This window comes from Streptomyces yamdrokensis, from assembly GCF_053890455.1.
Window position 1 is genome coordinate 395602 of the sequence record NZ_CM132679.1, and the last position, 26615, is coordinate 422216.

The following is a 26615-nucleotide window of genomic DNA, read 5'->3' on the forward strand; positions in this document are numbered from 1 at the left end:
CCCGGGGGGGGGACGGGCCCGTCGTCCGGCGCGGTTGCGCGGGGGTGGCGCGGTGGGGCTACCGGTTGATCACGAACTGGGAGCCGGGTTCGATCAGCACGTCGCCCTCGGCCGAACCGGTGATGGTGACGTCCGTCAGAGTGGCACTGCCGCGGGCGCCGCCCATGGCGAGGACGCCGGACCCGTTGTTGGACCTGTCGATCGTGACGTTGCCGATCCGGACGTCCGGCACGGCACCGCCTCCGGTCTTGAACTGGATGCCGTCGTACGTCGAGTCGTGGATGCCGGTGTCGCGGATCACCACTCCCGGGATGTCCCGCCCCTGTGCGAACAGGGTGATGGCGCCGAACTCCTGGTCCTCGTTCCAGAAGGCTCCGCCGGTACGGTGCAGCGCGTTGTTGGCGATGAGGGTCTTTCCGGAGAAGGGCAGCGGGTCGTGATCGGTCGCCAGCATGATGCCCGGGTAGTTCATCGTGTCGTGGATCAGGTTGTTCTCGATGGTGTTGCCGTGGCCGCCGTAGACCGCGATGCCGTTGGCGCGCCAGGGCAGTTGAACGGTGTTGTTGCGGAAGTGGTTGTCGCGGCCGGTGTCGACGGAGGGGTCCTTGACGTACTTGCTCGCCCAGACGGCCAGCGCGTCGTCGCCGGTGTTGCGCAGCGACGAGTTCTCCACCCGTGAGTTGCGGGTCCCGTTGGCGAAGTTGACGCCGTCCGCGTAGGTGTTGCGGATCCGCATGCCGGTGAACTCCAGCCCTTCGGCGGGGCCCCACAGTTCGGGGAGGTTGCTGTAGTCGCGGCCCACCCAGGCGCCCACGTTGGCGTGTTCGATCCACACGTTGCTGATCTTCGTGTTCTCGCCGAAGCGGCCGTTCAGGCCGACGCCGCCCTCGGCTCCGCCGTCGCCGCCGCGGATGGTGCCCGAGCCGAAGATGGCGATGTCCGAGATCCGGGTGTTGTCGTCGATGTCGAAGCCGAAGTTGCCCTCGTGCGGATGGTTGATGCCGCCCGACTGGTGCGGCGGGGTGAGGGTGTAGAGCTGGGAGTGCCACATGCCGGCGCCCCGGACGGTGACGTCGCGGATGCCGACCTGGTTGTGGTGGCCGCGGTCGAGCGGGTCGTCGGTGAGGATCTTCTGCTCCTGCCGCCACTGGCCCGGTGGGATCCACACGCAGTCGATCCGCCCGTTCTGGTCGGCGGTCACGGCCCGCTGGAGGGCGTCCGTGTCGTCGATCCCGTCGCCCGGGATGGCTCCGTACTCGGTGATGGAGACGCAGCCCGCGGGCCGCTCGGCGGGCGGGGCGACCTGCTCCAGGTCGATCAGGTCGACGATGTAGAACGCGGCGGTGTCGTCGCTGTCGCGCTGGAGCCGGAAGGCGGTGCCTTTCGGGAAGCTCCGGCCGAGCAGGGCGTGGGACTCGTCGAACAGCCTGCGTGCGTCGGTCTGCGGGGTGTTGGTGAGCCCCTCGGGCTGGTCGGTGTTGCCGTACAGCCAACTGTGCTTGGAGCTGAGGCCGATCTTCTGCACGAACTCGCCGTCCGCGTACAGGCTCAGGGTGGCTTCGGTACCGCCGCCGCCCGGGGCGTCCGGGATCGAGTTGCGCACGACGATCGAGTTGGTCGGGCCCGAGGAGGTGAACTGCACGTACTGACCGGTGGAGTCGAGGCGGACGGACTGGCGTCCGGAGGACTCGGTGGCGAAGTTGGTGTGGCCGAAGGTCCGCTTCGCGTCGGCGCTCAGGAGTGTTCCCCGGTAGGTGCCGTCCTCCGCCTCGTACTCGGTGTACGGGACGGCGGCGCCGCGGCCGACGACGAGGGAGCGGGTGAGGATGTTGTTGTTCTCGTCGGTCTCGGCGACTCTGCCGGTGGCGTCCGCGGTCGCGGTGAGGATGCTCGACCCGCCGGTGGCGGTCCAGGTGCCCTCGACGGCGACCGGAACGCTCGCGCCTGCGGCGACCGTCCCGGTCGTGCCCTCGAGGGTACGGTCGCCCACCTCCAGCCGGGTGACGGTGCCGGCGGGCACGGCCGAGGTGCCCCGGTTGTGCACGGTGACCGTGAAGGAGACGGCGGCGCCGGTGGCGGGGGCCGCCGGGTCGGTGGCGATCGAGCGGACCTCCAGGTCGGGCCCGGGGCTTTGGGCCACGGTCAGTCTCTCCGTCGCGGTGCGGCTGTTGTTGGTGTCGTCCTGCTCGGGGACGGTGTCCGTGGGGTCGACCACGGCGGACACCGTGTAGGAACCCCGGGCCCGTTGGCCGACGTCCACGGAGACGGTCGTGGAGGCGCCGGCGGCGAGCGCGCCGACCGGGGCACTGCCGGCGACGGTGCCCTCGAGTCCGACGTCCAGGGTGGAGGCGGGTGACGGGGCGGTACCGGCGTTGCGTACGGTCGCGCGGACCTCGACGGCGTCGGACTCGGTGGGGGACGCGGGCGTCCAGGTGAGGCCGGTGACGGCGAGATCGGGGTTGGGGGCGGCGACGCCCATGACCTCCAGCTCGGCGATCTGGGCGCCGTATCCGCCGGAGTTGTGGGTGAACCTCAGCTGTACGTCGGCATGGCGCCCGGTGACCGGGATGGTGACCGTGTTGCCGCCCGAGGCGGGGTCGAACGTGTAGTCGGCGCGGGCCTTGATCGAGGTGAAGCCGCTCGCGGCCTGCTCGCGTCCGAGGACCTCGATGCTCTGTGTCCGGGTCTCCCAGACCGCGTCGGGGGCGAGCTTCACCACGACGCCGGTCAGATCGGCGTTCGCACCCGACTGGACCGTGAACGTGGCGGGATGGCCTGCCGACTCCCAATAGGTGTCCGTCCGCCCGTCGTTGGCGTTCCTCGCCACGAACTGGTGCACGGTGGAGGAGGCCTGGACGGGCTTGTTCAGCGCGAGGTTGGTTCCGTCGGCCGGTGGCTGTCCCGGGTCGGCGCCGGCGTCGCTGTCGTAGACCTCGATCTCGGACAACTGGGCAGCGTTCCAGCCGGTGTTGGCGGTCATCCGCACACGGATGTGGCGCAGCTCCCGGGCGGCGAAGTCCACGGTGACCGTATTGCCGTCGGCGGGGTCGAAGCCACGGGCGGCAAAGGCGGAGAGGGTGGTGAAGGAGGTGCCGTCGGTGCCGCCCTCGACGGTGAGTGTCTGGGTCCGCGCCTCCCAGCCGGTGGGCAGTTCCAGGACCACCTGGTCGGCCTCGACGGTGCCGCCGAGGTCGACGCGCACGGGCTGCGGGAAGGACCCCGCCGGGCCCTCCCAGTAGGTCTGCTGACTTCCGTCGGTCACGTTGGTGACGGGATGGCCGGGGTGGGAGCCACCGGCCGTGACGCTCCTGCCGAGCGCCAGGTTGGGCCCGCGGACGGCCGGTGCCGCGGCGGCGGCCGGTGCGGGGTGGAGACCGGCGGCGACCAGGCCGGCCAGGAGCAGGCCGGTGATCGTCCGGGGGCCGAATCGCTTCCGTCTCATGAAGTCCTCGTTCCACGGCGGGTGCTGGGGCGTGGTCGGGCGGGTGCGGCACGTACGGGCGGAGCAGACGGAGCCGGCTGAGGTGCGGGTGCGGACGGACGGCGGGGCGGGTGGGCGTCCGGGCAGACAGAAGACGCCTGCCACGGAATACCGACCGGTCGTATATCTTTTGCGGATGCCAGTCGATTTGTTGCGGCCCCTGGAGTGAGAGTTTCGGCTCTCCATTTCATTTGTCAATGGCATGGACACAACGACCATCACCGGATCGCGGTCCGGTCCGGACGCGGCAGGGGCGCCGCCCTCTTGGACGGCGCCCCTGCCCTGCACCGATTCGGCACGGGCCCGAGGCCCGCCCCCGGTCACTGCTCCGGGTGGCCGACCTCCACCGGGTCGAACGAGATCCGGGTGCGTGCTCCACTGCCGTCCCACACGACCTCGACCGTGCCCCCCTCGTCCACCCGGACCTTCCGGACCGCCTCCGTCAGGGGCCGCGGGCCGGGTTCGGCGGTCAGACTCGCCAGGCTGACATGCACGGACGTGCCGTCGGACCGGCCCGTGAGCCGGGGCACCAGGGCCCAGCGGGTGAAGGCCGTGCCCTGGGGAGCGCGGAGGGGGTCCGCGGCGGGAGCGTCCCAGCCGTGCAGACCGTGCAGGGACGAGACCAGCGGTTCGTCGGGGCCGGTGGCCCAGCCTGTGTGCGTGACGAGGGAGCCGGCCGGCGCCCCCACCACCCGGTGCACCCGCAGTTCGTACCGGCCCCGGGCCACCGTGACGCTCTCCACCCGCAGGCCCGGCACCATCGGCGGGCCGTCGGCGAACACCGGCCGGTGCCAGGAGGCCGCCCAGCCCCACCCGTCCCCCTGTCCGGCACCCAGCGGGTGGACGCGGCAGCGCACGCTGGGCCGGCCGTCGACCACCACGGACAGGTGGTTGTCGGCGATGTTCCCGGTCGCGGTCGGGCCGGTGCGGGTCGAGTAGGCCTGGCGCCCGTAGTGCGGATCGTCCTCGGCCGCCGACTCCGCCCGGTACGGGCCCACATGGTGGCTGCCGTGGTTGTGCAGGCGGGCGATCCCGTCGGCACGGGTCGTCTGGAGAAGCAGTCCTGGCGCGGGGAGGGCGAGCACCCGGTCGGCCTCCTCCACCGGCGCGGGCTCCTCCCGGTCCGTCCAGAGGGCGTGGCCGGCGGGAGCGAGCAGCGCGACGAACGCCTTCGACGCCCAGTACGGGGACGCCGGGCCCGAGTAGGTCTGCAGCACGGCGTCGTGCGGGCCGTGCCAGCCGAGGTTCAGCAGCCCGTCACCGGTCAGCGCGCCCCGGTCCAGGAAGTGGCGCAGGCTGCCGTCGGCGATACGGCGCGAGGCCCCCGGGGTCAGCGGACTGTGTCCGGTCACGGCGCCCAGCGCGACGGCCGAGGCGGCCGCGAAGCGGTAGGTGAGCGACCGCCCGTAGTGCATCGGAGCCCCGTCCGCGCCGAACATCAGGGCGAAGCCCTCGAGATGGGTGCGCAGCCGGGAGCCGTAGTGGGCCAGGGCGTCCGCGTCGCCGGAGAGATGGGCGTCGAGGACCGGGTAGAGGTGCAGGGCCCAGCCGTTGTAGTGGTCGAAGGCCCGCGCGTCCCCGTCGGTGTACCAGCCGTCACCCTGGTACCAGCTCTCGAGGAGGTCCACCGCGCGTCGCCGGGCCGCTGCCGTCTCGCTGTCACCGCGGCCGACGGACTCCAGGAACCCGGCCACGGTGTACGGGAAGAGGTACCAGTTGTTGGGCGCGGGGGTGTGCCGCAGAGCACCCCGCAGCCACTCCTCGGCGCGGTCCTGCACACCGGGGTCGAGGTTGTTCCACAGCCAGGGGGCGGTCAGGCGCAGCCCGAGGGCGACCGACGCCGACTCGACCATGGGCTGGCCCTGCACCGTGAAGTCGAGGATCAGCGGCCAGGACTCGGTGTCGTCACGGCCCGGGGTACGGGTGCCGGCGGCGAGTCCGCTCGCATAGCGCTCGAGCCATCCGTGGGGGTCGTGCCCGTCCGCTCCGGCCACACGGAAGGCGGCGGCGAGGAACGTCCTCGCGTACCCCTCGAGGCCGTCGGAGCGCACGCCCGAGCGGGAGGGCCGTCCCGGCAGGTCCAGCAGGGCGTGGCCGGGGGTGCTCCAGCGCCAGGCAGCGGTGAGGAGCCCGTCCGCGGCGGCCTCCCAGTGGGCGCGGGTGTAACCGGTGTGCGGGCTCAGGTCGCGGTTCTCCGGGGGCAGTTCGAAGGGGATGCTCATGCGAGGAAGGCCAGCCTTTCGCGTCGTACGGGGTGGAGAAAACCGTCGCCGGCTGTCCAGCGGGCGATCTCGGCGAGTGCGAGCTCGGCCAGGCGGCGCAGCTCGTTGCCCTGGGAGCCGGCGAGGTGGGGGGTGAGCAGGACGTTCTCGCAACTCCACAAGGGGTGGTCGGGCGGCAGGACTTCGGGTTCGGTGACGTCGAGCACGGCACGGATACGGCCCGCGAGCGTCGCGTCGGTGAGCGCGTCCTGGTCGACGACGGCGCCGCGGGCCGTGTTGACGAGCACGGCGTCGGGCCGCATGGAGTCGATCAGTTCGCGGCCGACCAGGCCCCGGGTCTCGGGCAGCAGCGGGGTGTGCACGCTGACCGTGTCGGAGCGCCGGAACAGTTCCGCCAGCCCCACTCGGCGCACGCCGAGTTCGGAAGCCTCCCGGTCGTCGACGTACGGGTCGTGGAGGAGGACGTCGATGTCGTGCGGGCGCAGCAGTTCGATGACGCGGCGGCCTATGAGGGAGGCGGACAGGATGCCCACGGTGCGCCGGTGGTTGCCGGTGGAGGGGTCGGGGCGCAGCCAGTCGGACCGGGCGCGGGCGGTGCGGTAGTCGCGTGCGCTCTCCAGGACCCGCTTGCCGGTGAGCAGGATCATGGCGAGGGTGTATTCGGCGACCGGTACGGCGTTGGCCGCGGCGGCGGAGGAGACCTCGATACCGCGCTCCCAGCAGGCGTCGGTGACATGGGCGCGTACGCTGCCCGCGGCGTGCACGACGGCGCGCAGGCGGGGTGCCGCCCGCAGGACCTCGGCGTCCAGGGGTGGGCAGCCCCAGCCGGTGACCAGCAGGTCGACGTCGGCGAGCACGGCGCGTGCCCCGGGTGTGGTGAAGTCGTCCAGCACGGGCAGGGGCGTTGGCTCGCAGAGCGTGGCGAGGGCCGCGTGCGACCCGGCGTCCAGGACGGCGGAGGCGACGTCGGGGTGCATGGCCAGCGCGGCACGGGGCCGGAGGGCGGGGCCGGGCGTGTGCTTGGTCATGGTGGGGGCCGAACTCCTTCTGTGAGCGGTCACTTCACGGCGCCGGCGGTCAGGCCGCTGCGCCAGAAGCGCTGGAGCAGGGCGAAGGCGAGGATGAGGGGGACGACCGCCAGGAGCGAGCCCATGATGACCACGGGGTAGTACTCGGGTGAGACGGACGCGGAACTGTTCCATGTGTAGAGGCCGAGACTGATGGGGTAGAGGTCCTGGTCGGACAGCATCACCATGGGCAGGAAGAAGTTGTTCCAGATCGCGGTGAGCTGGAAGAGGAACACGGTGACCAGGCCGGGGCCCAGCATCCGCAGCGCCACCCTGAAGTAGGTGGTCAGTTCGCCCGCGCCGTCGATGCGGGCGGCCTCCAGCACCTCGTCGGGCACATATCCCTGGCTGAAGACTCGGCCGAGGTAGACGCCGAAGGGGTTGAACAGGACGGGGACGAACACGGCCCAGAAGGTGTTGACGACGCCGGCCTCGGACGCCACCAGGTACAGGGGCAGGGCGAGTACCGTCTGCGGCACCATGACGGCGGCGAGGACCAGCCCGAACAGTTTCTCCTTGTGGCGGAAGCGGTACTTGTCGAAGGCGTAGCCGCAGGCAACGCTCACCAGCGCGCCGACGGCCGCGCCCAGCACCGCGTACAGGAGGCTGTTGACGTACCAGCGTCCGTACTGGCCTCCCTCCATGGCGAACAGGCCGCTGAGGTTGTCCAGGAACGCGAAGCCGGTCAGGGAGAGCAGGTCGCTGCCGAACAGCGCGTCGCGCTCCTTGGCGGCGGCCAGTACCAGCCACAGCACGGGCAGCACGGTGTAGAGGACGGACAGGCCGACGACGGCTCTGACGGTGGCCCGCCCCAGCAGCCGGGGGCGCAGCAGGGTGCTGTCGGTGACGCTCATCGGGCCTCCTCGCCGGCGTGGCGGCCGGTGATGCGGGTGACGCCGTAGGACAGGGCCAGGGTGCAGATCAGCAGGACGACCGAGGCGGCGGCCGCGAGACTGTAGTTGTTGCGGTTGAACGCCGCGTCGTAGATGTACATGCTGGGTGAGAACCGAGAGTTGATCATCGGTGAGGACTGGCTGAGCAGGACCGGCTCGGTGAACAGCTGCAGTGCCCAGATCAGGGTGAACATGGCGACCATCACGATGGAGGCCCGGATCAGGGGCGTCTTGACCTGGAGGGCGGTGCGCATCGGGCCCGCACCGTCGACGACGGACGCCTCGATCACCTCGCGGGGTACGGCCTGGAGGGCGGCGTAGAAGATCACCATGTTGTAGCCGAGATTGCTCCACAGCGCGATGTTCACGATGGACGGCAGGACGGTGTGCACGCCCAGGAAATCGATGGTGATGTCGGCGCGGGCGAGCAGGTCGACGACCGGGCTGATGCCGGGGGTGTAGAGGTACAGCCAGATCAGGGCCGCGATGATGCCGGGCACCGCGTGCGGCAGGAACAGGCCGAGCTGGGCCCAGGCTCGCAGCCGGACCACCCCCGAGTCGAGCAGCAGGGCGAGGACGAGAGCCCCGGCCACCATCAGCGGGAGGTGGATCAGGCAGTACAGGGCGACGGTGCCGAGTCCGCCGAGGAAGGTCGGGTCGGTCAGCACGGCGGCGTAGCTGCGCAGCCCGACGAAGACGGTGCGTTCGGGGCCGAAGCCGAGGCCGGGCTGGTCGTCGCTGTAGAAACTGAGGTGGACGGCGGTGCCGACGGGGATCAGGAAGACGACGAGCAGCAGGGCGAAGAAGGGCGTCATCAGCACACCGCAGGCGCCCAGCCGGCGGCGCCGGGCGGTCCTACGGGCGTGGCCGACGGTGGGGGCGGGGGGTGCGGGAGCCCGCACGGGTTGCTCGGTGAGCGCGGTCATGAGAGTGGGTCACCTGCCTTTCGGGCGGCTCAGGTGCTGTGCTGGGTGGTGGACAGGCCGAGCGCCCTCAGGTCGGGCATGGTGCCGTCCTGGGCGGCGCGCACCGAGTCGATGAGCGAGCCGCGTCCGCCGCCGACCCGGGCGAACGAGTCCTGCATCACCTTGCCGGTGGCGGTCATCCGCGGTCCCCAGACCCAGCCGTCGCGGATCTTCTGCGCCTCCTGGCGGAAGAGGGTGTAGATGTCCTGGCCGCCGTAGTACGACCGGTCGAAGGCCTCCCTGCCGACGTCGACGAGGGCAGTTGCGGCGGGGTACTGGCTGCTGGTGCCGCTGGAGAGCCGGGCGCGCAGCGCGTCGGGGTGGGAGACCTGCCAGGCGATGAACTCCATGGCGGCCTCGGGGTGGCGGCTGTCCTTGGTGACGGCGAACGTGGAGCCGCCGTGGGTGCCGACGGCCGGGCGGGCGGGGTCCCACTGCGGTAGCGGGGCGATCCGCCACTGGCCCCGCTGTCCGGGGCGGGCGTTCATCTGGGCACCGCCGTCCCAGGCGCCGTGGAGCCGGGTGAGGATCAGGCCCTGTGCGATCTGCGCGTCGAACTGCCGGTTCTCGGAGGCGTTCATGTAGACCTCGTCGCGGTCGATGAGGCCCTGCCAGTAGGCGGCCACGCAGCGGGTCGGGGCGTCGGCGAGGGAAACGTTCCAGGCGCCGTCGCGGGTGTCGAACCACTGGGCGCCCGCCTGCCAGGAGTAGGCGGCGAACTGCGTGGCCCCGTCGGTGGGGAAGAGGGAGAGCCGCCGGTCGCCCGTTCTGCGGCGCACCTCGCCGGACAGGGCGGCGAACTCCTCCCAGGTGCGCGGGACCTCGAATCCGTAGTGGTCGAACAGGTCTGCGCGGTAGAGCATGACCATCGGCTCCACGTCGAGCGGGACGCTGAACGTCCGTCCCTGGAACGTGGTCAGGTCGAACGCCTGGGGCAGCAGTCCGTCGCGCAGCGTGCCACCGACGAGGTCGGTGACGTCGAGGGCGACGCCGTCGATGGCGAAGCCCGGCACCTGCGGGTACTCGATCGTGGCCACGTCGGGGGCGTTGCCGGCCCGTGCGGCGTTGCTCAGTTTGGCGTAGCCGCCCTGCCCGCCGGTGGGGATCTGCTGGAAGTCGACCTGGATGGTGTCATGGGTGCGGTTGAACGCGTCGACCACCTCCTGGCTGCCGCGCAGGGCGGACCAGAAGGTGATGCGTGTGGCCTTGCCGCTCTTCGCTGTGCTGCTGCGCGACGGTGCGTCCGCTGCTCCCCCGCTGCAGGCGCCCAGGGCTCCTGTCAGTGGTGCGGCGGCCATCGCGGCGAGCACGGATCGACGGCGGTGTCGATCGGTCATGGTGCCTCCCGCGGCTCCTGCGTGTCGGAGACACGACTGTTCGGGACACGGGAATCGTCAACGACCGCCCACCAAACGGTCAATAGATCGATCAGAAGAAAGAAAAACGGTCAAACGCTCATCGGGTTCGGCTCGTGTTCTCCGGCTCGTGTTCTCCGGCTCGTAACGCCCGCTCGGTCAGTCCGGGTTCGCCGCGAGGACGCGGGTCGAGCCGCGGACGGTCAGCGTCGGCAGGAGTTCGGTGCGCCGGACCACCGGTGCGGGCGCGCCGCGCGGCGCGCCGAGCCGCTGGAGCAGCAGCTCGGCCGCGGCCCGGCCCACCTCCGCCTTGGGCGGAGCGACCGCGGTCAAAGGTGTGGTGCCGAGTCCGGCCACCACGTCGTCGTACGCCACGACGGAGCAGTCCTCGGGCACCCGCACTCCGTTGTCCGCCAGTTGGTGCACGAGCATCAGCGCGTCCACGTCGCCGTGCAGCACCGCGGCCGTGGCCCCCACCGCGCGCAGCCGCGCGTACAGGTCTTGGGGCGTGGCGGCCGGGTAGGGCCCGCCGGGGCCGGCGTCCGGGGCGCTCAGCGTCCAGGCCGCGGCCTCCACCAGCGGATGCTCCTCGGCGATCCGGGCGAAGGCGGACCGCAGGGTGCGCGCGGTGGGACTGTCCTCCCGGGTGGCGAACACGAACCGCCGGTGACCGAGGCCCACCAGGTGCTCCACGGCGAGGCGGGCGCCGTAGTCGTGGTCGGAGCAGACCGAGTCCATCGCGTGCAGGGTGCTGCCCGGCCACGGCCGCCGTTCCATCAGTACCGCGGGCACGTCCAGTGCGGCCAGCCAGTCCTGGTCCGCCTCCTCCTCGGCGCGCGTCCGCCAGCGCGGGGCCAGGAGGAGGCCGGCGGCGCCGTCCGCGAGCGCCCGCTCCACCAACGGCCTCTCAGCGCCTGCCACATGGGGTGCGATGTGCAGCGCGATGCGTCGGCCGGCCGCCTCGAGCACGCTGCGGGCGCCGTGCAGGGCCTCGTACAGGTACGAGTGCCGCTCCGGGACCACCACGGCCACCGCCCGCCCGTCCGGCGGACCCGGCGGGGAGAGCTCGCCTCCCGGCAGGTCCCGGGCCGGGAACTCCTGGGCCGGCAACGTGGACCGGACGACACCGTGCCCCCGGCGCAGCCGGCCCTCGCGCGCCAGTTCCTCGACGTCCCGCCGGACCGTCACCACCGACACCTGGAGTTCGGAGGCCAGGTCGGTCACCCGGGCCGACCCCCTGGCCTCGATCGCCGCGAGGATCCGCTGCCTGCGCAGATCGACCGGCTCCCGCATGAGGCCTCCCGAGCCCGAATGTTCGTTTGAACGATACCGGTCATCATAACGATCCCTCGGCGCACGGAAGACTGCGCTGCGGCGCTGCCGGGGGCGGAACGTGGAACACGCGGCCTGCCCTCCTGCACATATGCGGCTCGTCGCACACCGGAACGGGGCCGGTTCAGTGCACGGCGGTCACCTCGACGGCGAGGTCGTTGTCGACGGTGTAGTACGGGCGCGCGGCGGCTTCGCCGACGGTGAGCGCCGGGTACGCGTACACCGCCTTGCGGTCGGCCAGGTCGTCGAGCAGTCGGCCGATGCGGACCAGTGGGGCGTCGGCGGCGGGCCGGAGGAAGGCGTCCCAGACCTGGTCGCCGGGCATCCCGCCGGTCAGCTCCCCGAGGGACGCGGTGAAGGAGAAGGCGCCGCCCTCGGTCCGCGCCGGGAAGGAGCGCGTGGTGCCCTTGTCACTGCGCAGCCGGAGCAACGCGGTCGCGCCGTCGGATAGTTCGGCGCCGTGCAGGCGCGCGTTGACCGTCATCGCACCGTCCGCGAGGTCCAGGCGGCCTGCCTCGGCGTGGGCGGTGCGCAGCCATGCCCGGACCGCGAGGAACCCGTCCTTCGTGGCGTAGGGCACCCGGACGGCCACCGGGGACGGCCGCTCGCGCAGGCTTCCGTCGACGAGGGCGCGCAGGTCCCGCAGGCCGGGGCGCAGCCGTTCCCTCACGGCGTCCGGTTCCCTCATCAGGTACGCGTCCCAGCGGCCCTCGGCGAGGGCCGGCAGCGGTTCGAGCACCGCGTGGAGGCAGCTTTCGTCGCCGCCGTGGGGTTCGAGCTCGAGGAGGCGCGTCGGCGGTTCCGGCGCGTTCTTCCCCGTTCTCGGTACCAGGGCCAGCCGGGGGCGTCCGGCCGAGCGGAGTGCGACACGGAAGGCGGTCCGGCCGTCGGCGTCGACCGTGCAGTGGGCGCGCGGTGCGCCCGTGTCCTGTGCGGCGGTACTCATCGGCGTCCCTTCCGTAGGGTGCGCAGCGCCTCGGAGGCAGCGGCGAGGGCGAGGTCGGCGGCGGCGTGGCTCTGGCCGGACAGGGTCCGGTGGGCCCGGCCCTCTTCCGGTGCGGGGCGCCGGCCGGTGCTTCTGGCCGCCACGGCCTCCCCGGCGAGGCGTTCCGCCTGTGCCACGACGGGTCCGGGGGCGTACCGGCGGGCGTTGTCGAGGGCTGCCCTGCCCATGCGGCGACGCCGTTCGTCGTCACCGACGAGCTCCAGCAGGGCCGCGCCGAGGGCGTCGGCGTCACCGACGGGCACGAGCCGGCCGTCGACGCCGTCCTTGATGATCTCGCCGGGCCCGTAGGGGCAGTCGGTGCTCACGACGGGCAGTCCGCAGCGCATCGCCTCGACGATGGTCATGCCGAACGGCTCGAAGTTGGAGGCGGCCACGCCGATGGAGCCCTTGACCCACTCAGCCTCCATCGGGGTCGCCGCACCCATGAGGAAGACGTTGTTCCACAGGCCCAGCGAGTCGACCAGACGGCGCAGCGCGGCCTGTTCCTCGCCCTTGCCGTAGATGCGCAGCTGCCAGTCCGGGTGGGCGGCGGCGACCCGGGCGAACGCCCGGATGATCAGGTCGTAGCGCTTGACGGGGACCAGCCGGCCGGCTGCGACGACCACCTTGGCGGTGCCGTCGGCGGCGGGCAGGACGGGGTCGGGGACGCTGTTCGGCAGTGCCTCCACCCGTACGCCGGGCAGCCGCATCTTGCGCCGGTAGGAGTCGGCGTCCGCCTCCGTGACGGTGGTGAGCACGTCGAGGCGGCGGTAGGCGCGGCGCAGCGCGGTGCGCAGCCGGGGCGGGTGGTTGTCCAGGGTGAGGTGTTCCTGGCCGATCCGCGCGACATGCTCCGGGGCCTGGAACGCGAGGTGCACGTTCAGCCCCGGCCGGGTCCCGATGACCACGTCGGCGTCGGTGGACTCCAGACACGCGGCGATCCGCTGGTCCGTCAGCTCGCTGTACTGGTGGTAGCGGTACTCGGCCGGGGGGAACACCTTGGCCGGTCTTCGGTGCCGGGGGTCGTCCTTCTCCTGCCTGAGATCCACCAGGTGCCGGAGCCTCACATCGGGGTGCGGAGTGAGGTTCGGGTGCTCCCGGTGCCGTAGCACGGAGACGATCTCCACGTCGTGCCGTTCGGCCAGCGCGGCGGCGAGGTTGAACGTGGTGGTGATCGTGCCTCCGATGCCATAGGCGTTGTGGATCAGGAAAGAGATCTTCATGGCGAACTAGACCACTCAAAGCGTTCAGAAGTTGTCTGCTGTTATCACTTTGTTGACTCGAATTACACCCTCTGGATGAAAGATACGTCCAGTCACTGCCGCTGGGGCCGGCCGGCCCCAGGCGTCGCCGTGCCGGACGGCTTGATCCGCATCCCGGGGCGGCGGCGGTGCACGGTCAGGTAGGTCAGCCCCCGGGCCCCGGCGGCGAGCGCGCGCGTGGAGCCGTGCGGGAGCCAGGCCAGGGTGCCCGCACGCAAGGGCTGCGTGCCGTCGGGTGCGGTCAGCGAGCCTTCGCCGGCCAGGACGAGGAGAAGGACGTCGAGGTCGGGCTCCCGATGCGTGTCGACCTGCCGGCCGGGCGGAATGTGCACGACGTTGGCGTCGAGTTGCCGGCCGGGCTCCGCGAGCCTCCACAGGGCGCCGGCCGGTGCGTCCTCGAGGGCCGCCAGCGCGGCCGTGTCACACAGCATCCGGGGCAGCGGGTCTTCGTCACCGTACTCGGGGGTGGGGTCGCCGCCGCCTGCCGTCATCGGGTGTCACCGTCCTGTACGTCCCCGTGTGCGAGAGCCTCTCAAATAGGAACTTAGCATGCATATTTGAAGCCCGGCCGTCCGCTCCCGCACGCTCAGGATGCCGGCAGCGCGGCGAGCCAGTCCGTGAGGATCGCGTTGGTCTCCTCGGGCCGTTCCTGCTGGATCCAGTGGCCGCAGCCGTCGAGGATGCGGGAGGACCACAGCCCCGGGAGTGTGGCGGGGAAGGCCTCGATGGCGTCACCCATCCAGGTCGTGGACGCGTCCAGAGCACCGCCGACGAACAGGGACGGCTGTGTGAGAGGTGCGCCGGTGTGGCCTGCGAGGTCCTCCCAGTCGCGGTCCATGTTCCGGTAGCGGGCCAGGGCTCCGCTCATCCCGGTGCGTTCGAACTCCTCGGCGTAGACGTCGAGGTCGGCCTCGCCGAGCCATGCGGGCCGCGGGCCGGCGGGGAACCGGTCACGCAGGGTGCCGCCCGGACCGACGAAGTACGGCCCCGGAGCTTTTGGAGCGGGCATGGTGTCGGCGGACAGCGCCGCGTAGAAGCCGGCCAGCCAGCCGCGTACGTCCGGTTCGATCTCGGCTTCGGCACGGCCGGGCTCCTGGAAGTAGGAGACGTAGAACTCCTCGTCGCCGCCCATCGAGGCGAAGACGGTGCTCGGCCTCGGGCCACCGGGCGGGGCGTAGGGCACGGCGAGGAGGCCCACCGCACGGAACACGTCCGGCCTGAGCAGGGCGGAGTCGGCGGCGATCGTCGATCCCCAGTCGTGTCCGACGATCACGGCGGACCGCTCTCCCAGGGCGTGCACGACCGCGACGTTGTCCGCCACCAGCTCCGTCATGCGGTAGGCGTCCGTGGCGGCCGGCCGGGAGGAGCGGCCGTAGCCGCGGACGTCGATGGCCACCGCGCGGTACCCGGCCGCCGCCAGAGCGGGCAGCTGGTGGCGCCAGGAGTACCAGGACTCGGGGAATCCGTGCACGAGCAGAACCAGCGGGCCGGTGCCCTGCTCCACCAGATGGACGCGGCCCGCGGGCGAGGCGACCAGCCGGTGGATGCGGTCGTGCGTGGGCTGCTGCGATGACATGCGTGCTCCTCACTCCGGATCCGTCCCGCGCCGGGACCGTGCTCCGAGCATGAGGGGAAGATCCGATGGGGATGGAGTGTTGTTGCCGCTTCGGCAACAACACTCCATCCCCATCGGCCGGGTCACTCCCGCGGCGCGCCTTTGTCCTCGTCATACGGGCCCGGCGGGCGGAGCCACGGGGCGTCCGGGAACTGCGGTTCCGGGCCCCCGGGGGTCGTCCGGAGCCGGCGGCTCGCCACCCGCCTCGTTGAACGCGGTGAGTGCCCCGACGAGCGCCGTCCGCTCCTCGGGGGCGAGCCGTCCGACGATCGCGGCGATCTCGGCACGGCGCCGCGCGGTGACGTCCGCGACGATCCGCCGGCCCTCGTCGGTCAGCCGCAGCAGCGTCTCGCGGCGGTTGGCCGGATTGGTCTGCCGTACGGCGAGTCCGGCCGCGATCAGCCGGTCGACCATGCGCATCGCGGTGGACGGGGCGACGTGGAGCAGCTCGGCGAGGGCGACCAATGTGGTGTCGCCACGGGTGGACAGCACCCCCAGCATGCGGAACTGCGGCAGGGTCACCCGGTCCTCGACCGCGCCCAGGGACCGCGCGGAGACCTCCACGAGCAGCCGTGAGGCGGTCAGGACCGCACGGGTGACGGCGTCGACGTCGTCACCCGTCCCGGTGGGGACCCCACACTCCGGCATGGGTCCTTTGTACCTCGCCCCCGCCCGGCCCGTACCCCTCCTGCTGCGCCACCACCGACACGGCGACGGGCACCCGCCCCCCGCCCGGCGGTGCGTCGCGGCGGCGTCGCCGGGCGGCACGCCGGCATGCCGGACCAGGTCCTCGCGGGAGAGCCTCGGGGGCGCGCCGTGTGCCGGATCCTCCGGCGGATGCGCGCGCTCGCCCGGCGGAGCAGCAGGGCCGGTACGCCGGTCACCCCGGTGCGGCGCCGGCCACCGACGAGTCCGGCGACGGCGGGGCCGGCCGCCATCAGCGGCAGCGGGCCCACTCCCGGCATGCGGGACGCGGTCCGGCCCGTTGGCGGTTCCTCGTCGGTCACGACCTGCTCCAGCGGTGTCGAGCCGCGTTCCGGCCCCGCCTCGGACCTTCATGCAATCGAGTCCCACCGGTCCGGACGCCCCGCGTCCGGGGCGCCGGGCCCCTGGCCCGACGATTTCGTGCTGTGGGATGATCCTGCCCGGGGTCCTGGTGCGAGTGAGCTGTGGTGTCGTCGGCGGGCTCCCGCACCGGAGAGGAACGAACGGACGTGACCGCGCAGCGACCTGACGGCGAGACACCAAAGGACAGGGACGGGACGCCGTCGGTGCCGGACGAGGTCTGGCAGCGGTTCCTCACGGACGACGAACGCGCCATTCGCGCCACCGCACCCGTCGAACCCTCCGCCCTGCAGCGGGCGTCGGGGTGGCAGCCGCGGCCGGCCCGCGGACACACGGCGGGGCCGGGGGCCGGCGGTACGGGCGCCGTCGGTGACCTCTGGTACCCCGACGACCCGTGGGAGGGCCCGTCGTGGCGGAACCTGGACGGGCGTGCCAGAGCACGCCGCGTCTGCCGGGTGGTCGGTACGGCCGCCGCGATCGCGCTGGTCCTGGGCACGTGGTCCCAGCTGTCCACCGGCGCGGGCACCTCGGAGCAGGGGCCCGGCGACACGGTGCTGCAGCAGTCGGAGGACGTCCCCGCGGAACTGCCCACGGCGACGTCCGTTCCGTCCGGCCTCGCCTCCCCGTCTCCGGCCACGCCGGCGGTCCCGGCCGGCTGACGTGCCGCCGGCCCCGCACACCGCGCGGCGCAGAACTCCTCAGCCGCCCAGTGCCGACAGCACCACCGCCTTGGCCTCCTCCTGCACCCGGCGGAGGTGGCCGGGTCCCTGGAAGGACTCGGCGTAGATCTTGTACACGTCCTCTGTTCCCGAAGGGCGGGCCGCGAACCAGGCGTTGGCCGTGGTCACCTTGATGCCGCCGATGGACGCGCCGTTGCCGGGGGCCTCGGTGAGCACCCCGGTGACCGCCTCCCCGGCGAGGGTGTCGGCGGTGACCTGCGCGGGCGAGAGCCTGGCCAGACGGGCCTTCTCCTCCCGGGTCGCCGGGGCGTCGATCCGTTCGTAGGCGGGCTCACCGAAGCGGGCGGTGAGCGCGGCGTAGTGCTCGGAGGGCGTCTTCCCGGTGACCGCGGTGATCTCGGAGGCGAGCAGCGCGAGGAGGATGCCGTCCTTGTCGGTGGTCCACACCGAGCCGTCGCGGCGCAGGAAGGAGGCGCCGGCGGACTCCTCGCCGCCGAAGCCGAGGGTGCCGTCCGCCAGTCCGCCGACGAACCACTTGAAGCCGACGGGCACCTCGACCAGTTCGCGTTTCAGGTCGGCGGCGACCCGGTCGATCATCGCGGACGACACCAGTGTTTTGCCCACGCCGGCCCCGGCCGGCCACTGCTCCCGGTGCGCGTAGAGGTACTGGATGGCTGTGGCGAGGTAGTGGTTGGGGTTCATCAGGCCGGCGTCCGGGGTGACGATGCCGTGCCGGTCGGCGTCCGCGTCGTTGCCGGTGGCGAGGTCGAAGCGGTCCCGCTGCGCGATGAGGGAGGCCATGGCGTACGGCGACGAGCAGTCCATGCGGATCTTGCCGTCCCAGTCCAGGGTCATGAACCGCCAGGTGGGATCGGTGAGGGGGTTGACCACGGTGAGGTCGATGCCGTGCTGCTCGGCGATACGGCCCCAGTAGGCGACGGACGCCCCGCCCAGCGGGTCGGCCCCGATGCGGATGCCGGCCGTCCGGATCGCGTCCAGGTCCAGCACCGCCGGCAGGTCGGCGACGTAGGTCCCGAGGAAGTCGTGACGGCCGGTGCCGGGAGCGGCGAGGGCACGGGCGTGGGAAATGCGCCGGACACCCTTGAGACCGTCACGGATCAGGGCGTTCGCCCGGTCCTGGATCCAGGTGGTCGCCTCGGAACCTGCGGGGCCGCCGCTGGGCGGGTTGTACTTGAAGCCGCCGTCGGCGGGCGGGTTGTGGGACGGGGTGACGACGACGCCGTCCGCGAGGCCGCTGGTGCGGCCGCGGTTGTGGGTGAGGATCGCGTGCGAGACCGCCGGGGTCGGCGTGTAGCCGTCGGCACTGTCGATGAGCACCGTGACGCCGTTGGCGGCGAACACCTCCAGGGCGGTCACCCTGGCCGGCTCGGAGAGCGCGTGGGTGTCGGCACCCAGGTAGAGCGGGCCGTCGGTGCCCTGCTCGGCGCGGTACTCGCAGATGGCCTGGCTGGTCGCGGCGATGTGGTCCTCGTTGAACGCGCCCGTCAGGGACGAGCCGCGGTGCCCGGACGTCCCGAAAGCGACACGCTGCCCCGCGTCCTCCGGGTCCGGGTGCACCGCGTAGTACGCCGTGACCAGCCGGGCGACGTCGACGAGATCCTCGGGACCGGCCGGACCGCCCGCTCGCTCGTGCTGCATGTGCCCACTCCTTGGCAGGGGTTGATTCTGCGCTTGCGGACACATCCTTCCTCTTCGAGGCCGCACCGCGCGAGTGGAACCGCCCGTCCCGCCCCGCCCCGGGTCAGATGCGTCCGCCGGTCATCCGCGTGAGAGGACCGTGGGCGTGGCGTTCCGCACGGCGGCCCACCGCGTAGGACGCGGCGCTCAGTACGGTCAGGCCGGCTCCGACGCCGGTGGCGACGAGCTTGCGGTTCGAGAGGACCGTCCAGGCGGTCACCGCGGTGGCGGCGACCTGACCCGAGGTGGCGACGACCGCCTTACGGCCCGCCTCGACTCCCTTGGCCGCGCTCTGCACGGCGCCGTTCGCCGCTCCGGCCGCGCGCTCGGCGCCCGACTTGGCCACTGACGCCGCGTCACCCACCTTGGTGGCGGCGCCGCCTGCAGCCCGCTCGGCGGGAGCGGTCGCCTTCTCCGTGGCGTTCTGGGCCTTGGCCGCGGCGTTCCGGGTGGAAGTGGTCTTCTGATTCGGGTTCTTGTTCTGTTCACTCATGGACACCGACTTGCCGCTGAGTCCAGCGGCAAACCCGTCCCGTCGTTTGATCCGCGTCGCACGGGCGTTGCCGGGACGCGTTCCAGGACACCACCCGCGAACACGTCGTACAGCGGCAGCGTTTCGAGGTGGACGTAGCCGATGTGGCAGTCGCAGCTGGTGAGGGGGCAGGCGCGTGGGGCCAGGGCCTGCCGGTAGCTGCCGTCGTAGAGGTTGCCCAGTTCGGTGCGGACGAAGTGGCAGCGGCGGACCGTGCCCCCGCCGTCGACGGAGATCACGGACTCCCCGGTACGGCAGGGCAGACCCGCGCTGGCGTGCGGGTGACGGCTGTAGCCGAACAGCGGATCCAGTTCCGTCCACACGTCCGCCTCGGCGTCGTCGTACGTGCGGCCCTCGGCGGCGTTGACCCACAGGTACACCTGGTCCGGCAGTTCGGCGCGCAGCCGCCGGGCCGACTCCAGGTGTTCGGGCAGGCCGACGATGCCGACGCTGAACCGGACGCCGAGGCGGGCCAGTTCGTGGCTCCTGGCCAGGAAGCGGTCGTACGGGGTCTGTCCCGGGTGGTAGGTGCACCACAGGGCGAGGGTGTCGAGGTCGGCGTCGGCGAGCCAGTCGGTACGGCAGCTGAGGTTGGTCTGGATGGCGACCCGGCGGATGTGCGGCCGGTGGGAGAGTTCGGTCAGGGCGCGCCGGTACCAGGAGCGGACCAGGCCCTCGCCCCAGGGGGTGAAGAGGAGGGAGAGGCGGTCGCCGGTCTGCGCGGTGGCCCAGTGGGCGAACCGTTCCAGGGCGGCACGGTCGGCGCGCAGTTGCTCCCGGCTGTCGCGGCGCTTGGCGAAGGGGCAGTACGGGCAGTCGTAGTCGCACGAGGCGAGCGGACCGCGGTAGAGCACGGTCAGGTCCATGGGGCCGTTCGGGTGGCTGGTCACGGAGCTGTTCATGGGGCGGGTCTCACTTCCGCTCGTAGGCGGCCATGGCGGCCCGGACGGCCGGGGAGAACAGTTCCGGTCCGATGGCGTCGGAGTGGGCGAGCCCTTCCGGGGTCAGTCGCAGCAGCGGGGGGCGCGGGCCGTCGTCCGCCAGCCAGCCCCGGTCGGCGAACCGGGACAGTTCGGTGCCGAAGTCGTCCTGGGGCGTGCTGTCGAACCGGGCCCGGTAGTCGGCGGTGTCGAGGCCGTCCGCCTGGAGCAGTGACTGGATGAGGTGACGGCGGCGGGCCTCGTCGATGCCGATCACCCGGCCGTACTCGGCTCGGGCCAGGCCTGCGGCCGGGCGCCGGACGTAGTCGTCGATGATGCCGCGGATCTCGTGCATGCCGACGGCGTAGTCGAAGGAGTAGTGCAGGCCGGCGGTGTACGAGCGGGCGCCGCAGCCGAGGCCGATCATGCCGTCGGTCTGGCAGGCGTAGTCGTCCGCATCCTGCGGCGGGGCGTCGGCCCGGCGGAACATGCGCATGGACTGCTGGGTGTAGCCGCGGGCCAGGAGGTGGTCGCGGCCCAGCCGGTACAGGCGCAGCCGCTGCTCGTCCCAGGCCGGGTCCGTGTCCGGTGCGCGGCGGCCGAGGCCGGTCAGGGGGCGTATGTAGAGCGGGTAGAGGTAGAGCTCCTCGGGCTGCCAGGCCAGGGCGGCGTTCAGGGAACGCAGCCAGGTCCGCTCGGTCTGGCCGTCGATACCGTAGATCAGGTCGATGTTGAGGAGGGGGATGCGGGCCTCGCGGACACGTCCGAGGGCCGCCTCGACGTCGGCGCGGCGCTGCGGTCGTACGGCGGCGCGGGCCTCGGTGTCGTCGAAGCTCTGGACGCCCAGGCTCAGCCGGGTGGTGCCGCGCGCTTCGAGGACCGCGAGCCGGTCGGCGGTGGCCGTGGCGGGTGAGGCCTCCACGGAGAGGGGGACGGCGCGCAGGTCGGCGCCCATGCGGTGTTCGGCGATGTCGCAGAGCCGCTCGAGTTCGGCGGCGGTGAGGAAGGTGGGGGTGCCTCCGCCGAAGGCCGCGGTGGCGAACCGCACGCCGTTCCGCTCGCCCAGGGCCTCGCGCACTGCGGTCGCCTGCCGGTCCAGGGCGTCCAGGTAGGCACCGGTGAGGCCGTCGGGGGCGCCGATACGGGTGAAGAGGTTGCAGAAGCCGCAGCGGACCTCGCAGAACGGGATGTGCAGGTAGAGGGAGAGGGCGTCCTTGGGTTCGGCGGCCCACAGGTCGCGCAGGAGCGGGCGGTCGGGGAGCCGCCGGTAGGCGGTCTTGTGCGGGTAGGCGTAGACGTAGTTCTGGTACGGGCTCGCCGGGGGCGTGCCGCCGGTGCGGGTGCTGGTGACGGTGGTCATCGGGCGGCCTCGGCGGGGGTGTGGTCCAGGAGGAAGTGGGCGTAGGGCACGGTCCACACGGACGGGTGGCCGATGCGGTGGCCGGTGTATCCGTCGTCGCCGTATGCGGTGCCGTGGTCGGAGCAGACGACGGTGAAGCAGGGGCGCCTGCTGCTCGCGGCGGCGAAGAGGCGCCCGATGTGCCGGTCGACGTACTCCAGGGCGGCGGCGTGCGTCGCGCGCGTGTCACCGTCGGCCCGGGTGGCGCCGGGCAGGTGGAACCAGTTCGGCTGGTGCAGGGCGGCGACGTTGACGAAGAGGAACAGCCTTTGTTCGTCGGGCAGTTCCCGTACGACTTCTTCCGCGCGGGTCACCTGGGTCTCGAACGAGGTGGGCGAGGCGACGCCGAACTCCGGTTCCCAGTGGGACTCCTGGAACATCCCGGGGAGTACCGATCCGAGGGGGCCCTGCCGGTCGAAGAAGCCGACTCCGCCGATGCACACCGTGCGGTAGCCCTCCTTCGCCAGGCCCGACACCAGGTCCGGGGTGTCGTACACGAAGGTGCCGTCGGCCGTGGTCTCGCTGCCGGCGAAGCGGGCCGCGAACAGGCGGGGGTGCGGGCCGGGGGTGGCCGGCGTCGGCAGGAAGCCGGCGAAGATCGCCTGGTGCGAGGCGTAGGTGAAGCTTCCCGGTGCGTGCCGCTCCTCCCACCGGCCGCCGGGCAGCAGTCGGGTCAGGTTCGGGGTGCGGCCGGTGGCGGCGAGTCCGGCGGCGACGTCGTGGCGGAGGGTGTCGAGCGTGACGAGCAGGATGTCGTGGCTGCCGACGATCTCGTTCATGTCGGGCTCGTGCCGGTCCGGTTGCCGGTGCGCCGGGGGTGGTGGGGTGGGGCCGGCGGCCTGCGGGGCGCGCGGTGCGGGCGCGGGGGGCGTCGGGTCAGGCGCGGGCATGGGTGGTGGTTCCTGTTCTGTGTGGATCGTGCGGGTGCTGCGGGTGGTGCCGACGGCTCGGGTGCGGTGGGGCGTCTGCGGTGCCGGTGCGGTGCAGGACGGCGGCGATCTGTGCCGCGTAGGTGTCGAGGCCCTCCGCTCCGCTGTCCGGCAGACCCGTGAGGCGGGGCAGCAGGTCACCGAAGGCGTTGACCTCGCCGACCGCGAACCGGCGCCAGCCGACGGCCGGGAGCAGGTCGACGCCCACGCACAGGGTGCGGGGGAAGCAGGCCGCCGCCCGCTCGCACACGGCGAGGACGTCGGACCACCGGCCGCCTCCCGCTCGTACCGCTTCCCGGACCGCGTCCAGGTCGCCGCGGCTGCCGCCGAGGTGGAGGTTGGTCAGTGGTGAGGTGCTGGTGCGCACCACGGCGTGGGTCGCGCGGCCGGCCACCACCACGATCCGCAGATCGGCGACGCGGCCCCGCAGCGAGGCCTTGGGCAGCCAGCGTTCGAGATGCAGTCCGTCGGGTGCCAGTGCGTCGACGATCGCGGCGATGTCCCGCTCCCGTTCGTAGCGGCGCAGCTTGAGGGAGTTGAACAGGGCCTTGTCCGGTGCGAGTTCGACGGAGGTGGTGGCCCGGACGCGGCCGGCGGCCGACGACTCGACGGCGAGAACGCCGGAGGCCGAGGAGCCGTGCGCCGGCTTGACGAAGAGCCTCGGCATCCGGTGCTCGCGCATGACCGCCCGGACGTCGTCCCAGCCCCGGACAGGTGCCGCGTCCCCTCCGGAGGTAGGTGACCGGGGCACGGGGACGTCCGCCGCGTCGAGGGCCGCGTGGCAGCGCCGCTTGTCGAACAGGACGGCCAGGTCGTCGGTGTCGTCGAGGCGGACGCCGCCCCGCAGTCCCCGCGTCGCCCGGGTGAACCGCGCGTACCAGAGCGCCGAGCCCTCGACCCTCGTGGGGTCCTGGATGTCCCGCAGCAGCCGGTCGACCTCCGGGTTCTCGCCGGGCGAGTCGAGCCGGACGATCTCGTCGGCCGCGAAGTCCGCCCCGCCCGCACGCAGGACGTCGGCCCAGGGCACGATGCGCGGTGCGGGCAAGCCGGCTGCTCGCACTCCCTCCGAGAAGAGGGTGACCCTGCGGTTCTCCGGGTTGCCCACGACGGCGAAACGCGCGGGCGGACCGGCCGTCGAGGCAGTCGCCCCGTCCCGGACGGGCACCGGGAGAGGCGACTGGGGCTGCATCACGCGGGTCGTCACTCCCCGACGGACACGTAGCGGAGGACGGTGCCGTCCTCGTCCTCGTCCTCGTCGGCGTCCTCCGGGGCGAGGTCGACCTCGACGCCCGCGTCGGCGAAGGTCTCGCTCAGGCGCTGCCGGAGGGGCTCGCTGAGGTAGTTGTGGTGCAGGTCGAGCTTCTTCAGATGCGTCAGCGGCTGACCGCCGAGGAGAGCGACGGCGCCGTCGTCGCCGAGGGTGCCCATGGACAGGTCGAGCACGTCGAGGCGGGCGATCACCGGGGCGGACGCCACGGCGGCGGCCACCTCGTCCTGGATCTCGCTGTTGCGCAGGGCGAGGTGGCGCAGGCGCGGGAAGCGGTCACCGGAGAGTATCGGCTCCAGGTCGGCGGCCTCGCTGTCTGCGCCGTACCACGAGGTGCCGAGCCACAGATCGAGGTGCTCCAGCGCGGGCAGTTCGCTGGCCCCGACGCCCCGGACGACCTCCACCGGGAGACCCCCGGTCTCCATGGTCAGTGAGCGCAGCGCCTCGTGGCGCAGTGCGGGGAACTCCAGTCCCTGGCCTCCCCGCACCCCGAACTCCTCCAGGGCGGGAAAGCCGGCCAGCAGGGGGGTGACGTCGGTCTGGTTGATCCAGGAGATCTCGCACTCCTCGAACGTGATGTCCCCGAGGAAGACCGACCGCAGGGCGGGCAGGCGGTCGCGCGCGGCCAGCAGCGCCTGGATGACCTCGGACGGGGCCGAGTCGTACGCGTCCTCCCAGGCGCCGACGATCAGTGCCCGCACCCCGGTCGTGTCGACCTGGGCGCAGAACCGGGCGAAGGCCGCCGCCCACGCCTCCTCGGCGTCGTACGAGCCGGTGGCGATCCGCCAGGCCACGGCGCCGGGCTCGGGCAGCTCCGCCGTCGTCCCGGACGGTCCGGGGAAGGAGAAGGCGGGCAGGCCGTACAGCTTCTCGAGGTGGCCACCTATGGTCATGCGGGCCGCTCCTGACGTGTGACGCGGGTGAGGGACGAAGGGTGGTACGAGGTCCGGCGCCGCCGTGGACCCGGGCCGGGAGCGGCCCTTCGACGGTGCGTGCAGCAGTTCTACCAACAGCGACTGACAACGCCCGGCGGCGGGCCGCGCGAAGGTGCGTTGTCAGTGGTGGCTCGTACGGTCCTCGCATGGACTCCGGAGCACCGTGCGCCGGGGTGGAGGGGAGATCCATGTACCGGCAGGGAGACGTACTGATCGTGCCCGTCGCGGACGAGGCGGTGCCCGCGCGCGTCCGGGACGCACCCAAGGAGCCGCGTGATGTCCGGGGCCGGCTCGTGCTGGCCCTGGGAGAGGTCACCGGGCATGCGCACGCGGTCGTCGGCAAGGGCGAACTGGTGAGCGAGCCGGGCCCCTTCGGACCGCTGCTGTTGCATCTGCCCGAGGGCGGCCGGGTGGTGCACGAGGAGCACGCGACGATCACGCTGCCGAAGGGGTGGTACCGCGTGATCCGACAGCGCGAGTACATCCCCGGGTCGGTACGGATCGTCGCCGACTGAGCGGCACGGACGACAGGCACCGGACAAGCAGTACCGAGAAGCACGGACCGAACGAGCGGCGCGGACAGGGGACGTTGAGAATGACGACGACGGAGCAGACTGACGCGGTGGCGGCCGTGACCGGCGGCCTTGCACCAGTGGAGGGCGGGGCGGGCGGGGACCGTGCGGAGGGCGGCCCGGGGCGCTGGCGGGCGTGGGCCGCGAGCGCGGTGCGCGCCGACCGGGCCGTCGCCGAGGAGGGCGTGCGGCTGGCCTACCGGCGGGCCGGGCTGCCGGAGCCGGAGCGGGTGGTCTGGGCCGGCTCGCCGCGCGAGGGCGTGACGCTGGTGCGGCAGGGCACGGACTTCGGGGCGAGCGTGCGCGAGGCGGTGCGCACGGCACCCTGGGCCGCCGAACGCGCGCGCCTGCACGCCCGGTTGGGCGCGGCGGGCTGGGCACGCCGCTGGTCGGCGACCGGCGGTGCTCTCTGGGACTCCACGCAGGCGCTGGTGGACCGGATCCGCGCCGGAATACTCGACGATCTCGCGGCCGACGACGCGGGCGCCCGTACGGAGATACGACTGATCCTGCTGGACGCGCTGCTCGGGCAGCACGACGCGCCGTGGCTGGCCGCCCTGGACGCCGACGGCCCGTCCCCGCTCGACGGGCCGGCCCAGGTGTGCCGCAGCGCCGGCTGGTGGTGGCCGTTCGAGAAGGTGGCGGTGGTGTGCGAGCGTCCGGTCGCCCTGCACCGCGACGAGGCGGGCCGGCTGGACCACGGGGACGGCCCGGCCCTGGAGTTCCCCGACGGGTTCGCCCTGTGCGCCTGGCGCGGCATGCCGGTGGAGCGTGCCTTCCTGGAGGAACTGCGCACCCTCACGCCGGAGCGGATCCGGGCCGAGGAGAACGCCGAGCTGCGCCGGGTGATGCTCGAGTACTACGGCTACGACCGCTACCTGGCCGATTCCGGGGCGCAGCCCGTCCACCGGGACGGGACGGGCACCCTGTGGCGGGTCGAACTCGACGGCGACGAGGCGGTCGTGATGGTGGAGGTCGTCAACTCCACCCCGGAGCCCGACGGGACCCACCGCACGTACTGGCTCCGGGTGCCGCCGACGACGCGGACCGCGCGGGAGGGAGTGGCGTGGACGTTCGGGCTCGCGCCCGAGGTGTACGAGCCGCTGAAGCAGACGTGAGGTCCTTCCGCCGTCCGCAGGGCTGACTCCGCCTCCAGGGGGTAGGTGGAGGAAGGAACCGGCAAGAACCAAGGAAGAAGACGAGCAGGAGACCGACGAGTGACCTCTGGGCGGCCGACCGGGCCACCGGAGAGCGGTCCCGTGGAAGGAGCCCTCATGGCCGGCATCGTGGAGCGCATCAAGCGGTTCGCCAGGAGTCCTCAGGGACGGCGCGCGACCGAGCAGGCGCGGCGTGCCGCGGCCGATCCCCGGCGCCGGGCGCAGGCCCAGCGGCTGCTGGGCAAGTTCCGCGGCGGTCGTCGCTGACCGGCTCCGCCGCCCCT

General features: G+C 72.6%; 23 protein-coding genes. 4 read left to right on the forward strand and 19 right to left on the reverse strand.

Annotated features, from left to right (window positions below):
• Positions 1-58: 58 nt before the first annotated feature.
• From ACWZEH_RS01265 to ACWZEH_RS01320, 12 genes are all read right to left on the reverse strand, one after another.
• Positions 59-3442 carry a CARDB domain-containing protein gene (locus ACWZEH_RS01265; RefSeq protein ID WP_456195093.1) on the reverse strand — a complete coding sequence of 1128 codons (3384 nt, stop codon included), beginning with the start codon at positions 3440-3442 and terminating at the stop codon, positions 59-61.
• A 359-nt stretch (positions 3443-3801) separates the two neighbouring features.
• Positions 3802-5703 (reverse strand): DUF2264 domain-containing protein, encoded by a 1902-nt coding sequence (locus ACWZEH_RS01270; RefSeq protein ID WP_456195094.1) that lies wholly within the window; start codon positions 5701-5703, stop codon positions 3802-3804.
• The gene (locus ACWZEH_RS01275; RefSeq protein WP_456195095.1) at positions 5700-6731 is read right to left on the reverse strand and encodes a hydroxyacid dehydrogenase; all 1032 of its coding nucleotides are present in this window, start codon (positions 6729-6731) and stop codon (positions 5700-5702) included. The genes ACWZEH_RS01270 and ACWZEH_RS01275 overlap by 4 nt, the downstream gene beginning before the upstream one ends.
• Before the next feature lie 29 nt (positions 6732-6760).
• On the reverse strand, positions 6761-7624 hold the full coding sequence (locus ACWZEH_RS01280) for a carbohydrate ABC transporter permease (protein WP_456195096.1): 864 nt from the start codon (positions 7622-7624) through the stop codon (positions 6761-6763).
• Positions 7621-8589, reverse strand: coding sequence for a carbohydrate ABC transporter permease (locus ACWZEH_RS01285; protein ID WP_456195097.1), 969 nt, complete (start codon positions 8587-8589; stop codon positions 7621-7623). The genes ACWZEH_RS01280 and ACWZEH_RS01285 overlap by 4 nt, the downstream gene beginning before the upstream one ends.
• Positions 8590-8618: 29 nt before the next feature.
• Complete coding sequence (locus ACWZEH_RS01290; protein WP_456195098.1) at positions 8619-9965, reverse strand: ABC transporter substrate-binding protein; 1347 nt, start codon at positions 9963-9965, stop codon at positions 8619-8621.
• Between the two features lie 177 nt (positions 9966-10142).
• Complete coding sequence (locus ACWZEH_RS01295) at positions 10143-11276, reverse strand: substrate-binding domain-containing protein (RefSeq protein WP_456195099.1); 1134 nt, start codon at positions 11274-11276, stop codon at positions 10143-10145.
• A 163-nt stretch (positions 11277-11439) separates the two neighbouring features.
• Positions 11440-12261 carry a transferase gene (locus ACWZEH_RS01300; RefSeq protein ID WP_456195100.1) on the reverse strand — a complete coding sequence of 274 codons (822 nt, stop codon included), beginning with the start codon at positions 12259-12261 and terminating at the stop codon, positions 11440-11442.
• A complete protein-coding gene (locus ACWZEH_RS01305; protein WP_456195101.1) occupies positions 12258-13523 on the reverse strand; it encodes a glycosyltransferase family 4 protein in 1266 nt (421 codons plus the stop codon). Before ACWZEH_RS01305 ends, ACWZEH_RS01300 begins: the two co-directional genes overlap by 4 nt.
• A 92-nt stretch (positions 13524-13615) precedes the next feature.
• Complete coding sequence (locus ACWZEH_RS01310; protein WP_456195102.1) at positions 13616-14053, reverse strand: hypothetical protein; 438 nt, start codon at positions 14051-14053, stop codon at positions 13616-13618.
• Between the two features lie 95 nt (positions 14054-14148).
• A complete protein-coding gene (locus ACWZEH_RS01315) occupies positions 14149-15138 on the reverse strand; it encodes an alpha/beta fold hydrolase (protein WP_456195103.1) in 990 nt (329 codons plus the stop codon).
• Between the two features lie 150 nt (positions 15139-15288).
• Positions 15289-15825, reverse strand: a complete 537-nt coding sequence (locus tag ACWZEH_RS01320) for a MarR family winged helix-turn-helix transcriptional regulator (RefSeq protein ID WP_456195104.1) — start codon at positions 15823-15825, stop codon at positions 15289-15291.
• Between the two features lie 566 nt (positions 15826-16391).
• Between ACWZEH_RS01320 and ACWZEH_RS01325 the strand changes: the two genes are divergently transcribed.
• Entirely contained in the window at positions 16392-16901 is a 510-nt protein-coding gene (locus ACWZEH_RS01325) for a hypothetical protein (protein ID WP_456195105.1), read from the forward strand.
• 39 nt (positions 16902-16940) lie between these two features.
• Here ACWZEH_RS01325 and pgm read toward each other — a convergent pair whose 3' ends face one another.
• The 7 genes from pgm to ACWZEH_RS01360 form a co-directional block, all read right to left on the reverse strand.
• Positions 16941-18581: a phosphoglucomutase (alpha-D-glucose-1,6-bisphosphate-dependent) gene (gene pgm, locus ACWZEH_RS01330; protein ID WP_456195106.1), complete on the reverse strand. Its 1641-nt coding sequence runs from the start codon at positions 18579-18581 to the stop codon at positions 16941-16943.
• A gap of 103 nt (positions 18582-18684) precedes the next feature.
• A complete protein-coding gene (locus tag ACWZEH_RS01335) occupies positions 18685-19113 on the reverse strand; it encodes a hypothetical protein (protein WP_456195107.1) in 429 nt (142 codons plus the stop codon).
• Positions 19110-20018, reverse strand: coding sequence for an STM4011 family radical SAM protein (locus ACWZEH_RS01340; RefSeq protein WP_456200001.1), 909 nt, complete (start codon positions 20016-20018; stop codon positions 19110-19112). The genes ACWZEH_RS01335 and ACWZEH_RS01340 overlap by 4 nt, the downstream gene beginning before the upstream one ends.
• Before the next feature lie 46 nt (positions 20019-20064).
• Complete coding sequence (locus ACWZEH_RS01345) at positions 20065-21432, reverse strand: STM4012 family radical SAM protein (protein ID WP_456195108.1); 1368 nt, start codon at positions 21430-21432, stop codon at positions 20065-20067.
• Complete coding sequence (locus tag ACWZEH_RS01350) at positions 21429-22250, reverse strand: STM4013/SEN3800 family hydrolase (protein ID WP_456200002.1); 822 nt, start codon at positions 22248-22250, stop codon at positions 21429-21431. The genes ACWZEH_RS01345 and ACWZEH_RS01350 overlap by 4 nt, the downstream gene beginning before the upstream one ends.
• Positions 22251-22347: 97 nt before the next feature.
• Positions 22348-23589, reverse strand: coding sequence for an STM4014 family protein (locus tag ACWZEH_RS01355; protein ID WP_456200004.1), 1242 nt, complete (start codon positions 23587-23589; stop codon positions 22348-22350).
• Positions 23590-23600: 11 nt separating this feature from the next.
• Positions 23601-24560: an STM4015 family protein gene (locus ACWZEH_RS01360; RefSeq protein ID WP_456195109.1), complete on the reverse strand. Its 960-nt coding sequence runs from the start codon at positions 24558-24560 to the stop codon at positions 23601-23603.
• A gap of 230 nt (positions 24561-24790) precedes the next feature.
• Between ACWZEH_RS01360 and ACWZEH_RS01365 the strand changes: the two genes are divergently transcribed.
• The 3 genes from ACWZEH_RS01365 to ACWZEH_RS01375 all read left to right on the forward strand — a co-directional run bounded on the left by ACWZEH_RS01365 (position 24791) and on the right by ACWZEH_RS01375 (position 26598).
• Positions 24791-25117: a hypothetical protein gene (locus ACWZEH_RS01365; protein ID WP_456200006.1), complete on the forward strand. Its 327-nt coding sequence runs from the start codon at positions 24791-24793 to the stop codon at positions 25115-25117.
• Positions 25118-25197: 80 nt separating this feature from the next.
• Positions 25198-26292, forward strand: a complete 1095-nt coding sequence (locus tag ACWZEH_RS01370) for a DUF6745 domain-containing protein (protein WP_456195110.1) — start codon at positions 25198-25200, stop codon at positions 26290-26292.
• 156 nt (positions 26293-26448) lie between these two features.
• Positions 26449-26598, forward strand: a complete 150-nt coding sequence (locus tag ACWZEH_RS01375; protein WP_257853583.1) for a hypothetical protein — start codon at positions 26449-26451, stop codon at positions 26596-26598.
• Positions 26599-26615 lie beyond the last annotated feature (17 nt).